We start from the raw sequence: 13,087 nt of genomic DNA, 5'->3' as shown, positions 1-13,087 counted from the left end.
GTCCTCTTCTGTTGATCATCGCTCTCGACAAGAGATCTGCGTCCCCGGGCAAGATACTCCTCTCTCCAAGCATTCCTGGATAATTGTACGCTTTTTGTACTGTACATATAGTTGACAGCATCAGGGCGGTCCATTATCTTTAAGGCATTATCAAAGGGAGGGATCACTACCTGCATCTGCAGAAGGAGATGAAATGGCAACGTCAACTGTCGTCGAAGCGCAAGTGAAAGAGTTCGCCCATCAACTTTGCCATCCAAAGGCGTTGGGAATTCGGGCTGCGTTCTTTATATTGTACGCTGTTTGTATAGGTGTGTGGCCAAGCCTTTGGCTCACCTTTACTCTCGCCTTCTTCTCGGCATACACACTCGCCCATGGCATCTACTGCTTTTCTGTGCTCCCGAAACTTCAAGGTTCATTAACAGAGTCTCCCGGTCTGGCGCGTCGCTCCGCCATCGACGTCGCGATCGGGTCCAGTATAGCGGTGGGGCTTCTTGCGCAGGGAAATGCACACGTCCTGCTGCTTATCGCAACCCTTTGGTTCCTCGCCTCGGTACTTATTGAGTTCCGCTGGCTAATGCAACACCATCATGCGTGGGAAAAATTTTTCTTCTTATCTCTGGGTCTATACCTACCGATCGCGTATGTTTTGCAAATGCTGTTTGTGCTTGGCAGGGAGACGAACATTGTCGAGGTTGTCAGCATTAACCTGCTCATCTTGGCTTGCGTCGGCGCCGCTGCACTAACGGTGCTAGCCTTGCTGGGCTCTCCAAAAGCCCGTCGCCAATTCCTCTCTAGATCCATTCGCAGTAATAAAGGAGATTTCTTTGCCGAATCCGCTGGAGTACATTGAGATTCAGTGCCCTTACTGCGGGGAGTCGTTCAGCGTAGAGATCGACGTATCTGCTGGAGATCAGACCTATATTGAAGACTGCCGGGTTTGTTGTGCCCCGGCAGAACTGCAAATCCACCTGGACAAAGACGGGGAAATCTCGGAAATTCTCGTCAACGCGGCCAACACCTGAGTGATGGCGACTCTAATGCCAAACTGGGGGGTAGCTTTCTTTGATGGGTAGCGGGCGCACGGTGAACGGCTCGCATTTTTGCGGTCCAATGAGAGTCGAACATTTTTACGCAATGAGAGTACCCATTCCATGCGCTCTGCGGCCTTAAAGCTCGAAGCAGTAGGTAAACGTCAACCGGATTCCCCGCAAAACTGGCTCTTCGAACGGATCGAATTGCAACTGGAGCCCGGTGAGTTCGTCGCCATCCGTGGCGAAAGTGGCCTAGGTAAGAGCACCCTGCTGCACATCATCGCTGGCCTTGAACGCAAGGATGCCGGCGAGGTATCCCTCTGCGGACAGAATGTGGACAGCCTCGACGATGACGCTCGCACCCTGCTGCGCCGGCGTCAGATCGGTTTCGTGTTCCAGTCGTTTCATCTGCTGCCACAGCTCTCGGCGCGGGAAAACATCGCCCTGCCCTGGCGGCTGAATGCCCTGCCCCGGCGGGAACTGCGCGAGCGTGTGGAGGCGCTGGCGGAACAATTGGGTATTGTCCAACGACTGGACGCCCTGCCCCGCAATCTCTCGGGAGGGGAGCAGCAACGGGTAGCGGTGGCGCGGGCGCTGATTCATAGCCCAACCCTGGTGCTGGCGGATGAGCCCACCGGTAGCCTCGATCCGGAACGCGCGAGCGACGTGCTCTCGTTGCTCGGGCAAATGGGCACGGCGGCGGGCGCCGCGGTGTTGATGGTGACGCACTCTGCGGCGGCTGCAGCCATTGCCCAGCGACGTCTGGAAATGCGTCGGGACGGTTTGCACCCGCTGTGAATTCCTGGCGAATTCCCTGGCGTGCCGCCGTCTGGCTGCCCCTGCGCGCCCATCCGGGTGCTTCGCTACTGGCGGTGCTGGGAGTGGCGCTGGGCGTTGCCCTGGGCCTTGCCATTGCCCTGATCAATGTGCAAGCCGTGGACAATGTGTCCTCGGGAATGCGCCGTTTGGCCGGTCAGGCAGATCTGCTGCTCACCCGTCCCGGCGGCCACCTGAATGAGGACTGGTACCCGCGCCTGGCCCTGGCCTCCGGCGTGGCAGTGGCAGCACCGGAGCTGCGTGTTCTCGCGCGCACCTCCTCCGGCGCGGCGCTGTCTGTTTGGGGTATTGACGCCTTCCGCAGTCTGGCATTGGGACAACCTTTGCTACCCCTGCATCTGCAAGATCCCTTCACGCTTTTCAATCCCTTACATCTGGTACTCGATCAAACGGCAGTGCGCGAGCTAAAGGTGCAGCCAGGGCAGTCGATACTCTTGCAGGTGGCGGGAGTGCCGCGCCACTTCACGGTAATTGGCAGTATCGCGGACCCAGTCCCCGGAGAGGCTGTCGCCATTACCGATATTGCCAGTGCCCAGTGGCTCTGGGGCGAAGAGGGAAAAATCTCGCAGATTGCCCTGCGCCTGCAACCGGACGAGAACGTGGCGCAATTCCAGTCGAGCTGGCAGAAACGGCTGCCTCCCGGAGCCGTTTTACGCACGCCCAAGGATGCCGGCTCGGTAGCGGCGCGCGCATCTCTGGCCTATCGCGTCAATCTGTTGGTGCTGTCGCTGGTGGCACTCTTTACTGGCGCCTTTCTGGTTTATACCACCCTCGCCTTCACTGCCATCCGCCAGCGCCGTAGTCTGGCCGTGTTACGGGTTCTGGGGCTGGGCGAGCGCGAAATTCTGTTGGCTAGCCAGCTGCAGGGCTTGGTGCTGGGCCTGCCGGGCGCGCTTTTGGGTGTGCCCTTGGGAATTTTCGTGGCACAACTGGCCTTGGCACGCATGGGCGGCAATCTGGGAGCCGGATACTTTTCTGCTACCGGAGCGGCGCTACAGGCGCATCCTGGTCTCTGGGCGATCTTTGCCCTGGCCGGATTGGGGGCCGCCCTGTTCGGCGCCTTCTGGCCGGCCTGGAGTAGCCGGCGTCTGCCGGTGGTGCGGATTCTGGGCAATGGCAGCGAGGAGGAACTGCCCGGCGCTCATACCGGAATCGGCCTGTTCTTGCTGCTCCTTGCCACTATCGCCGCGCTTCTGCCCGCCTGGGGGAGCATTCCCTATGCCGCCTACAGCGCGATTGCCATCCTGTTGATTGCCACTTTGTTCCTGCTGCCGGGGTTACTCGCTCTCCTCGTCCGCCTTCTCCCCCTTCCTCGGGCAGCCCTGCCCCGCCTGGTGATGGAGCAACTGCGCGGTAATCCAGGGCGCGCGAGTCGCAGTCTGGCGGCTATCGTCGTGGCCTTCAGCCTGGTGGTAGCGATGGCAGTGATGGTGGGATCTTTTCGCGATTCGGTGACGGACTGGCTGCGCGATATTCTGCGGGCGGATATCTACGTGCAAGCCGGAACAGGCAATCAGGAACTATTGCCCACGGGCGCTGGCTCGCAGCTCTGCCAACTCCCGGGCGTCGAGCGTTGTTCCCGTCTGCGTCATACCGAGCTTGCGTTACTGCCGCAACGTCCGCCGGTTGCGCTCCTGGCGCGCGGCATGGAACCGCAGCATCCGGGTCAGACCTTACAGATTCTGCAAGAAGCCCCCAGCGATCCCAGCGGCCCGGCCCCCATCTGGATCTCCGAGATCCTTGCCGGTCTCAGCCATTGGCAGGTGGGGCAAATCATTCGGTTACCGTTGGGCGCCCATGGCGAGCGCGTACGCATTGCCGGTGTCTATCGCGACTACGCGTATCAGGAGGGAGCCATCTCCGTCCCCATCGAGGAGTATCGGGCTTGGACCGGTGACCAGCGCATCAACGGAGTGGCGCTGTGGTTGGCGCCGGGAGTGCGGATTGACGAAGTGCTACGCGAGTTGCGCCAACAATATCCAGAAAGCGGCCAATGGCAGATTGCCACGCCGGGCGAGATCCTGCAGCGCAGCCTGCAGATCTTCGACCAGAGCTTTGCCGCCACCTACGCGCTGGAGGCGGTCGCCATTGTCATTGGCCTGCTGGGGGTGAGCAATGGCTTTGGTGCGCAAACCTTGTTACGGCGCCAGGAATTCGCCCTGCTGCGCGTCCTCGGCCTGCGTCGGCGCGAGGTACTGCGCCTGATTCTCGGCGAAGGCCTATTGCTTTCCCTCTTTGGTGTACTTCTCGGCACGGGACTCGGACTCCTGATCAGCCTGATCCTGATCGAGCGTGTCAACCCCCTCTCCTTCCATTGGCAGATGGGCTTTCACCTCCCCTGGGGACAACTGACCATCATGGCCGGCGCACTGTTGCTAGCCAGCACCCTCACCATGCTCTGGTCAGCGCGCAAGGCGATGGGCCAGCATACGGAACTCCTGCATGATGAATAAGCGTCTGATACTGCCCACAGTCATCGCTTTCGGCCTGCCGCAGCTAAGCGCTGCCGCATTGCCACCAACAGCGTTATCACGGCTGCCGACGCCATCGGTACAGGTCAGCGCAAAGCATCCGTTACGGTTCCCCAACGCTTTCGGCAGCCATCCCCAATATCCCCTGGAATGGTGGTACATCACCGGCCACCTGCAAAGCCAGTCTGGGCATCCCCTGGGCTTCCAGATCACCTTTTTTCGCCTGCGGCCGCCGCAGGTGTGGGACAACCCCAGCGCCTTCAATCCGCGACAAATCTATTTTGCGCAGGCGGCCATCAGCGATCCTCGTATCGGCCATCTTCTTACCGCACAACGGATCGCCCGTGCCGGCATGGGGCTGGCGGGGGCAAAGAAGGACGTGACGGAGGTCTGGATCGATCATTGGTCCTTGCGGCAGAAGGGCGCGGAGTATCAGGCCCGCATCGATGCGCAGTCGATCGCCTATGACTTGCACTTCCAGACGACCCAGCCACCCTTGCTGGAAGGGCCAGACGGGGTCAGCCAGAAGGGACCGGATCCCGCCGACGCCAGTTATTATTACAGTATTCCACAGCTACGGGTGACCGGCTCGGTACACATCGACGGCAAAGTGCAGCAGGTGCAGGGAAAGGCCTGGCTCGATCATGAATGGTCCGCCGCCTACCTGCCCAAGCAAGCGGTGGGCTGGGACTGGATGGGCATCAATCTGGCCAATGGCGGGGCGCTGATGCTCTTTCAGATGCGCAAGGCTGACGGGCGTGCGCTATGGCTAGAGGGTACCTGGCGTCATGCTGATGGCCGGGTGCAGTATCTCCATGGCCAGCAGATTACCTTGCAGCCGCTGCGGTTCTGGCAATCGCCCGAGACCGGCAACCGCTATCCCGTCGCCTGGCGGGTGCAGATTCCCGGTCTGCAGTTTACCCTGCAACCGCTGATGAACAACCAGGAATTCGTGGCTACGCGCAGCACCGGCGGCGTCTATTGGGAGGGTGCCGTACGGGCGATCGGCGCAGGCGCAAGGCCGCTGGGCAGCGGTTATCTGGAGCTGACCGGCTACGGCGGACGCCTGCAGATGGGGCTGGGGCAAAGTGCCCCGGCGAAACATCGCAGCGCAGACCAGACTACGGATATCCGAAAATGATCCACGGATGCACTTTTTCCGGGCTTGGACTACTATTCTGGCATGCCAGCAAATTCTGATTCTTTGCTCGATCGTTTTTTTACGCGCTTTGCCCGGCGCAGCATCATCGTCCATGCGGGTTTTCCGGAGGGCTACTTCGCTGAACTCCTGAAGCAACCCGGTGGCGGCGGCCACTTCCGCGTCGATGTCCGAATTGCTCCCAGCAATCCTCCTTCCCCCATGGATTGGGTGATCCACAAGCAGGTGCTGACACTGGATTTACCCCTCCCCTTACTCATCAAGGTGGGGGAAGAAGAACTCTATATTCGCCATCTGGTGCAGGGGAAAACGGCTGGGCACCCCAGCGAGATTTTGTGGATGATGGATTGCTTAGGCGAACGGTATCATGCGCGTCTGCGTCGCTCGAGGGGCAGTCTGCTGGCGGAGAGAGGCATGGACGTGAGTGACAATCGCATCGACTACGATTTTTATAATGAATCCTGAGCTCGATGATGCCGGGCTGTTGCGCTACGCGCGGCAAATCCTGCTGCCCGAGATCGATGTGACGGGCCAGCAGCGCCTGACGCGGGCGCGGGTATTGATCATCGGCATGGGCGGACTGGGCTGTCCGGCGGCCCTCTATCTGGCCGGCGCCGGCGTTGGCAGTCTCGGCCTCTGCGATCCGGATACGGTTTCCTTGAGTAATCTGGCACGGCAGATTCTCTACACCGAGGCCGACATCAATCGCCCCAAGGTGCGCGCCGCAGCAGAGCATCTTCGCGCCCACAACGCGACCATTGAGTGCATTGCCTACCAGCAGGCCGCCACAGCCGAATTTCTCGGCACTGTACTGGCTGACTACGATTTAATACTCGACTGCAGCGACAATTTTGCTACACGTCACGCGGTAAACCGCGCCTGTCTGGCAGCGCACAAGCCCCTGGTCAGCGCCGCCGCCATCCGCTGGAGCGGCCAGTTGGCGGTCTTCGACTACCGTCTGGCAGATGCCCCCTGCTATGCCTGCCTCTATCCGGAGGGCGGTGCCGACGAGGAGGATCGCTGTGCGACAATGGGAGTGATGGGTGCACTGACCGGTATTCTCGGTACCCTGCAGGCGCTGGAGGCCATGCGTCTGTTGCTGGATCTAGCCTCTCCCCTTGCTGGTAAGCTGCTGTTGGTGGATGCCATGGATCTGGCTTTTCGCACGATTTCCCTGCAAAAGGATCCCCAATGTCCGGTCTGCGCGAACGCCTGAGCATTCCCCGCACCCTCGCCCAGGACCTGCTCTCGGCGCTGCAGCTCGGAAGGGGGAATGGCTGGGTGAGCCGCCGCGGCGAGGAATATTTTCTCTATCAAGGCGCCGATCAGGACTGGCCGACGCTGGCAGCGACTCTGCAAGAACGCGATGAGACGCTTTTTGCACGCTTTGGCAACGTTCGGCAACCAGAAGGTCTGGCCTTATGGCATTTCCGCATGGCCGAGGTGGAAAAAGGGGTACTGACTCTCGCCGCAGCGGATCCTGACGCTACCCCCTGTGAGTTGGCTATTTATGGCGACTGATACATCGAGCTTTCTCGTTGCCACCCAAAACGTCCAGATAGGTATCGGCTCGCAGCGCCAGCACCATGTCGTCTCCCACAGTTGGCGGTATCTGCTACCTCACCCACAAAGCCTGCACAATCTGCGGGAAATCGCCGCCAACCTGCAGGGTATGGACATCGTCGGTCTCAATGAAGTGGATGCCGGCTCTTTCCGTAGCCAGTATCTCAATCAGGCGGTATTCCTGGCGGAACAGATCGGGACCCCCTACTGGGTCCAACAACGCACGCGCGACTGGGGCGATATAGCGCAGCACAGCAACAGCCTGCTGTCGCGGTGGCCGTTGCAAGAAGTCGAACGTCACGCCTTTCAAGGCACCCTCAAGGGCCGTGGGCTACTCCGGGCAATCATCGAAGTGGAAGGGCGTCCCGTGCAGGTCCTGATTACCCACCTCGCTTTGGCAAAACCCGGCCGCATGCGGCAAGTGCGCCAACTTCTACCCTTTCTGCAGACTTCCCTACCGACCATATTGCTGGGCGACCTCAATTGCGGGCAGGGAGCCTGCGAGCTTCGGCTGTTGCGCGAGGAAGGCGGCCTGCAATCGCCTACGCATCAACCGGCTACCTTTCCCAGTTGGTCACCGCAGTGGCAGTTCGATCACATTCTGATCAGCGAAAAATTGCAGTTTGCGGAGGTCTGGACCTGTGCCAGGCAGCGCTCTGATCATCTCCCGTTGATGGCGCGACTGCAGTGGAAGGACGCCGAGAAAAATTTGGGCAAAGCGAGCACGACAGGCATACTGTCGCAAGCCCAATGAGTAGTGAGCCCATGCGCGCCAATCCCGAACCCTTCAGCTCTGCAAGCTGGCATGTTGATAGCGACACTCTGCGCCTGGAGGGTTACTGGACGCTCGCGCAGGTGTCGCGGCGCTTGGCCCGGATCGAGCGGGAACTGCACCGCCTGGGAGAGGGAAAGTCCTGGGATCTGGAAGCCATCGAAAAGCTCGACAACCTCGGTGCCTTGCTGATCTGGCGCAGTATGGGACGCCAGTTTCCCGAGAGACTCAAGATACGGGAGCAACACCGTTCGTTGTTTGCGCGCCTGGCACAGACCCAACCCTTGCATCCGCAGCACAGCGCGCCGGGCATCTTCGCCCTCCTCGACCGCCTGGGGGCCCACATCCTTTCTGTGCTGGCCGACCTGTGGGGACTCTTTCTGCTTTGGGGCAATCTGCTGCAGGAGTTCTTCTTTGCCCTGCGCCGACCAGCGCATTTCCCCTGGAAGGAGATTTCCGCCACCATCGTCAAGACCGGCCCGGATTCGTTACCAATCCTCACTCTCATCGGTTTCTTGATCGGTATCGTCATCACCTATCAGTCGGCCCCTACCCTGGCCAGCTATGGCGCCAACATCTACGTCATCAGCATTGCCGGCATCAGCATTCTGCGCGAATTTGGGCCCATGATCGCGGCCATCATCATTGCCGGGCGCTCCGGCTCAGCGTTTACCGCGCAGATCGGCGCCATGCGCGTGACACAGGAACTCGACGCTCTGCAGACCTTCGGCGTATCGCCAGTGCAACGCTTGGTGCTGCCCAAGGTCATCGCGCTGGCCATTACCATGCCCTTATTGGTGATCTGGACCGATCTAGTGGGAATCTTCGGCGCCTTGCTGGTCTCCGACTTCACCCTGAACATCAGTCCCGATTTCTTTCTGCGCGAATTGCCGGTGATGGTGCCCTCCTTCAATTTCTGGTTGGGGGTCATCAAGGGCGTGCTCTATGGCATCCTGATTGCGTGGGTGAGCGGCTTCCATGGCCTGCGCGTCAAGGCCAATACCAACAGTCTGAGCCGAGAAACCACCAACTCCGTAGTACTCTCCATCACCCTGGTCATCGTCATTGACGCCATCCTCGCCATCCTCTTCGCCGATGTGGGACTGTCGCCATCATGAGCTCCGTCATTCGCTGCATAGATCTGGGCACCCGTTTTGGCAGCCGCTGGATTCATCGCCACCTGGACCTGGAAGTGCAGGCCGGCGAGATCCTCGCCATCGTTGGCGGCAGCGGCAGCGGCAAGACCACACTGTTGCGCAGCATCATCGGTCTCAACCCCATCGCTGAGGGCAGCATCGAGATCTTTGGACAGTCCCTCGATCATCTGAATAGCGAAGCCGGACGTGCCTTGCGCCAGCGCTGGGGGGTATTGTTCCAGTTGGGTGCCCTGTTCAGCGCACTGACGGTTTTTGAGAACATCGCTTTCCCTTTACGCGAATGGGGCGGCTTTCGCAAAGAGGACATCTGTGCCCTGGTGGCACTCAAACTGCAAATGGTCGGCTTGCGGCCAGAGGATGCAGACAAATTGCCAGCCGAGCTCTCCGGCGGCATGGTGAAGCGGGTAGCGCTGGCCCGCGCCCTGGCCCTGGATGCCGAAATTCTGTTTCTGGACGAGCCCACCTCTGGCCTCGATCCCATTGCTGCCGCCGATTTTGATCAATTGCTGCGACAGATTCAGGCGGACATCGGTCTGACCGTAGTGATGATCAGCCACGACCTGGAGAGCATCGCCGCGACCGCCGACCGGGTAGCGGTGCTGTCTGGTGGCAAGGTGCTCAGCATCGGGCCCCTACAGGACGTCGCACAGGTGGACGATCCCTATGTGCGCAACTTTTTCCATGGCAGTCGTGGCGAACTGGTCCTGCAGAGTCTGCAGAATCGCAGCGCAACGCCCTAGTCTGCGCTGGCCCCCCAGCGGGGCCCAATCTGCCGGGCAATTCCGAGCTGATCGAGGATGCGGGCCACGACAAAATCGACCAGATCATCGACACTCTGCGGGCGCTGATAAAAGCCAGGGCTGGCCGGCAAGATGCAGACGCCCAGGCGCGCCAGCTTGAGCATGTTCTCCAGATGAATCGCCGAAACCGGACTTTCCCGCGGCACCAAAATGAGCTTTTTGCCTTCCTTGAGCATCACATCAGCGGCGCGTTCGATGAGATTGTTGGAGATCCCCTGCGCGATTGCCGCGAGGCTCCCACCGGAGCAAGGACAGATAACCAGGGCCTCAGGGGCATGGGAACCAGAAGCAAGGGGTGAAAACCAGTCCTCCTGCGCATAGGTACGCAGCACACCGTCATCGATGCCGATTTCGGCGCGCAGGCTGGCAGCCAGATCCTCGGGACGGGTGGGAAGCTGCAGACCGAGCTCCTCGCGGAATACCACCCGTGCCGCCGCCGACAACACCAGATGGATTTCCGCATCACTGGCCAGGAGATAGTGTAACAGGCGCAATCCGTATATCGCCCCCGAAGCACCGGTCATGGCCAGTCCCAGACGCCGCCGTACAGGTATACTCATGCGGCAGTCTCCATGGCTTGCAGTAGGCGACCGTGAATGCCACCGAAGGCACCGTTACTCATCACCAATATCTGATCGCCGGCACGCGCGGCCTGGGCAACGGCGGCGATCAGCGAATCCAGCTCGCGATGCACCTGCGCCATCGGCACGGCTTGCTCGGGGTTCCATCCTAGGTCTGCAGGCGCATAGAGGAATACCGCATCCGCTGCAGCCAGACTCGGTCCTAGAGTCTTTTCGTGGATGCCCAGCCTCATGGTGTTGGAACGCGGCTCCAATACGGCGAGGATGCGTACCTCCGGCCCCACCCGGCTGCGTAAGGCAGCGATGGTCTTGGCGATAGCGGTGGGATGGTGGGCAAAGTCGTCGAAGACGGCAATGCCGCGGATGGTGCCGCGCAACTCCAGGCGGCGACGCAAGCCACGAAACTCGCCCAGGGCGGCGCAACTGCTCGCGATCGGCACCCCCGCATGGCGAGCGGCGAGGATGGCGGCAAGGGCATTTTGTGCATTGAACTCGCCCATCGACTGCCATTGGACCTCGCCGTGCTTCTGCTGCCCATCCCAGATGCTGAAATGGCTGGCGTCAGCGGATTCACTCCGAACATGCCAGCCGGACGCCGCGGCAAAGAGCAAGTCCGGCGTCCAGTGACCCCGTCGCCAGACGCGCTCAAGGGCCTCCTCCCCCGCCGGTCGCAGAATCAGGCCGTTGTCAGGGACGGTGCGCAGCAGGTGATGGAACTGGGTCTCGATCGCCGCCAGATCGGGGTAGATATCCGCATGATCATATTCCAGGTTATTCAGAATCAGGGTGCGCGGATGGTAATGAACGAATTTGGCGCGTTTGTCGAAAAAGGCGGTGTCGTATTCATCGGCTTCAATCACAAAAAAGGGGCTATCCGTGAGCCGCGCCGAGTTGGCAAAGTTGTTGAGCTCCGCGCCTACCAAAAAGCTCGGTTCCAGTCTGGCGTATTCGAGTATCCAGGCGAGCATGGCGCTGGTGCTGCTCTTGCCGTGGGTTCCTGCCACCGCCAGCACCCAGCGTCCCTGCAGGATCTCCTGCGCCAGCCACTCGGCCCCGGAGCGATAGGGCAAGCCTTGGCGCAACACCGTTTCAACTAAGGGATTAGCGCGCGACAAAGCATTGCCGATAATCACCAGATCGGGCAAAGGGTCTGGCAGGCTGCGTGCGTAGCCCTCCTCGACCGCGATCCCCTCGCGGGCCAGCAACTCCGACATGGGTGGGTAGGCCTGCGCATCGACCCCGGAGACCTCATGCCCGGCAGCGCGAGCAAGCAGGGCCAGACTGGCCATGAAGGTGCCACAGATGCCGAGGATATGGATGCGCATGGGAACGCTCAGTGCATGGTGCCGGGCTTGGGACCGTCGAGGCGCTGATCAAAGATCTGCCCGGCGAGTTCATACAGGGCGTTGATCTTCTCCTGCGCCTCACGATAGCGCTTTTGCAATTCTGCCTCGGCGCTCAGTACCGGATGCTCTTCCAGGGATCGATTGAAGAGTTCGCGGATCATGCTCAGGCGCTCTACCACTTCAAAATAAGACCAGGGGTCCGGCGGCTGGGAGTTGGCAGTGCTTAATTCTTGCTGGTAATACCAAACCAGGGCGGCCCGCGTGACGGCACGCGCGGCGCTCTGCTCCTCCTGCTCCACCATCTGCCACTCGAAGCTGATGGGATCCTGCCAGTCGAGGTAGACGCGCCAACGCATTCCCTGCTCATCAAAGAGATGCTCGATGCGGGTACCGACACCGCGATCCGCGAGGCGAGCAATCAGGCGTTCGGTTTCTTCCCAGTCCTCGGCGTACGCGGAAGGGGTGCCAAGAGGGATCTGATCCATCACCAGGGTCTCGATGAGAACCAGATAATCGCGGTCGAGGGGAGCCTCGCGAGCATATTCCAAACCTTCCTCGGGGTTCAAAAGAAGGTCCCTTCCAACGGGCTACTGGCATTGGCGTAGAGCCGCCGCGGCATCCGTCCGGCCAAAAAGGCCTTGCGTCCGGCATCCACCCCCAGGCGCATGGCCTCGGCCATAAGGATGGGATCTTTAGCACCGGCAATGGCGGTGTTCAGCAATACACCATCACAGCCAAGCTCCATGGCGACGGCAACGTCGGAGGCGGTACCCACGCCGGCATCGACCAGAATCGGCACCGTTGCCTGCTCGAGGATGATGCGTAGATTGTAGGGATTACGAATGCCCAGCCCGGAACCAATCGGGGCCGCAAGAGGCATTACCGCCACGCAGCCCATCTCGGCAAAGGCCTTGCAGGCCACCGGATCATCGTTGCTGTAGACCATTACCTCAAAACCTTCAGCAATGAGTGTCTCGGCCGCCTGAAAGGTCTGGCGCATGTCGGGAAAGAGGGTTTGCGGGTCGCCCAGAACTTCGAGCTTGACCAGTTTCCAATCACCCAATTCACGCGCCAGGCGGCAGGTACGCACGGCATCTTCTGCAGTATAACAACCAGCGGTGTTGGGCAAGATGGTGAAGCGCTCGGCAGGAAGATAGTCGAGCAGACTTTCTTCTCCGGCATGCTGACCCAGATTTACCCGCCGCAAGGCAACGGTGACGATCTCCGCCCCGCCAGCATCGAGGGCCGCACGCGTCTCCTGAAAGTCTTTATATTTTCCGGTACCTATCAGCAAGCGCGAGTGAAAGCTACGATTACCAATTTGCAAGAGGTCTGCCATGACATCGAACCCAAAACGAAAACCAGCGTAT

15 protein-coding genes are annotated in these 13,087 nt (G+C 60.3%); 11 read left to right on the top strand and 4 right to left on the bottom strand.

Features of this window, described 5'->3' with window-relative positions:
* Positions 1–193 precede the first annotated feature (193 nt).
* From MQE22_RS05135 to MQE22_RS05085, 11 genes are all read left to right on the top strand, one after another.
* Positions 194–850 (top strand): hypothetical protein, encoded by a 657-nt coding sequence (locus tag MQE22_RS05135; RefSeq protein ID WP_215871872.1) that lies wholly within the window; start codon positions 194–196, stop codon positions 848–850.
* The gene (locus MQE22_RS05130; protein ID WP_215871873.1) at positions 825–1,022 is read left to right on the top strand and encodes a CPXCG motif-containing cysteine-rich protein; all 198 of its coding nucleotides are present in this window, start codon (positions 825–827) and stop codon (positions 1,020–1,022) included. Before MQE22_RS05135 ends, MQE22_RS05130 begins: the two co-directional genes overlap by 26 nt.
* A gap of 129 nt (positions 1,023–1,151) precedes the next feature.
* Complete coding sequence (locus MQE22_RS05125; RefSeq protein ID WP_215871874.1) at positions 1,152–1,829, top strand: ABC transporter ATP-binding protein; 678 nt, start codon at positions 1,152–1,154, stop codon at positions 1,827–1,829.
* Positions 1,826–4,321: an ABC transporter permease gene (locus MQE22_RS05120; protein WP_255790205.1), complete on the top strand. Its 2,496-nt coding sequence runs from the start codon at positions 1,826–1,828 to the stop codon at positions 4,319–4,321. Before MQE22_RS05125 ends, MQE22_RS05120 begins: the two co-directional genes overlap by 4 nt.
* A complete protein-coding gene (locus MQE22_RS05115; RefSeq protein WP_215871876.1) occupies positions 4,311–5,480 on the top strand; it encodes a lipocalin-like domain-containing protein in 1,170 nt (389 codons plus the stop codon). Before MQE22_RS05120 ends, MQE22_RS05115 begins: the two co-directional genes overlap by 11 nt.
* Positions 5,481–5,522: 42 nt before the next feature.
* Positions 5,523–5,963 carry a hypothetical protein gene (locus MQE22_RS05110; RefSeq protein ID WP_215871877.1) on the top strand — a complete coding sequence of 147 codons (441 nt, stop codon included), beginning with the start codon at positions 5,523–5,525 and terminating at the stop codon, positions 5,961–5,963.
* Entirely contained in the window at positions 5,953–6,714 is a 762-nt protein-coding gene (locus MQE22_RS05105; RefSeq protein WP_215871878.1) for a HesA/MoeB/ThiF family protein, read from the top strand. The genes MQE22_RS05110 and MQE22_RS05105 overlap by 11 nt, the downstream gene beginning before the upstream one ends.
* Positions 6,690–7,019, top strand: a complete 330-nt coding sequence (locus MQE22_RS05100; RefSeq protein WP_215871879.1) for a hypothetical protein — start codon at positions 6,690–6,692, stop codon at positions 7,017–7,019. The genes MQE22_RS05105 and MQE22_RS05100 overlap by 25 nt, the downstream gene beginning before the upstream one ends.
* Positions 7,009–7,815, top strand: a complete 807-nt coding sequence (locus MQE22_RS05095) for an endonuclease/exonuclease/phosphatase family protein (protein WP_215871880.1) — start codon at positions 7,009–7,011, stop codon at positions 7,813–7,815. Before MQE22_RS05100 ends, MQE22_RS05095 begins: the two co-directional genes overlap by 11 nt.
* Positions 7,812–8,951: an MlaE family ABC transporter permease gene (locus MQE22_RS05090; RefSeq protein WP_215871881.1), complete on the top strand. Its 1,140-nt coding sequence runs from the start codon at positions 7,812–7,814 to the stop codon at positions 8,949–8,951. Before MQE22_RS05095 ends, MQE22_RS05090 begins: the two co-directional genes overlap by 4 nt.
* Positions 8,948–9,730, top strand: a complete 783-nt coding sequence (locus MQE22_RS05085; protein ID WP_215871882.1) for an ABC transporter ATP-binding protein — start codon at positions 8,948–8,950, stop codon at positions 9,728–9,730. The genes MQE22_RS05090 and MQE22_RS05085 overlap by 4 nt, the downstream gene beginning before the upstream one ends.
* Here MQE22_RS05085 and MQE22_RS05080 read toward each other — a convergent pair.
* Genes MQE22_RS05080 through MQE22_RS05065 form a run of 4 tightly spaced genes read right to left on the bottom strand, consistent with a single transcriptional unit; the run spans position 9,727 to position 13,056 of the window.
* Complete coding sequence (locus MQE22_RS05080) at positions 9,727–10,350, bottom strand: flavin prenyltransferase UbiX (protein ID WP_215871883.1); 624 nt, start codon at positions 10,348–10,350, stop codon at positions 9,727–9,729. The two genes, MQE22_RS05085 and MQE22_RS05080, sit on opposite strands and share 4 nt — an antisense overlap.
* Positions 10,347–11,696, bottom strand: coding sequence for a UDP-N-acetylmuramate:L-alanyl-gamma-D-glutamyl-meso-diaminopimelate ligase (gene mpl, locus MQE22_RS05075; RefSeq protein WP_215871884.1), 1,350 nt, complete (start codon positions 11,694–11,696; stop codon positions 10,347–10,349). The genes MQE22_RS05080 and mpl overlap by 4 nt, the downstream gene beginning before the upstream one ends.
* Before the next feature lie 8 nt (positions 11,697–11,704).
* The gene (locus tag MQE22_RS05070; protein ID WP_226827570.1) at positions 11,705–12,265 is read right to left on the bottom strand and encodes a hypothetical protein; all 561 of its coding nucleotides are present in this window, start codon (positions 12,263–12,265) and stop codon (positions 11,705–11,707) included.
* Positions 12,266–12,279: 14 nt separating this feature from the next.
* Complete coding sequence (locus tag MQE22_RS05065) at positions 12,280–13,056, bottom strand: thiazole synthase (protein ID WP_215871886.1); 777 nt, start codon at positions 13,054–13,056, stop codon at positions 12,280–12,282.
* Positions 13,057–13,087 lie beyond the last annotated feature (31 nt).

This window comes from Acidithiobacillus sp. YTS05 (genome assembly GCF_024396695.1).
Classification (GTDB): domain Bacteria; phylum Pseudomonadota; class Gammaproteobacteria; order Acidithiobacillales; family Acidithiobacillaceae; genus Igneacidithiobacillus; species Igneacidithiobacillus copahuensis.
The sequence above is the reverse complement of the archived record's forward strand: the minus strand, read 5'-3'. Positions and strand labels throughout refer to the sequence as shown.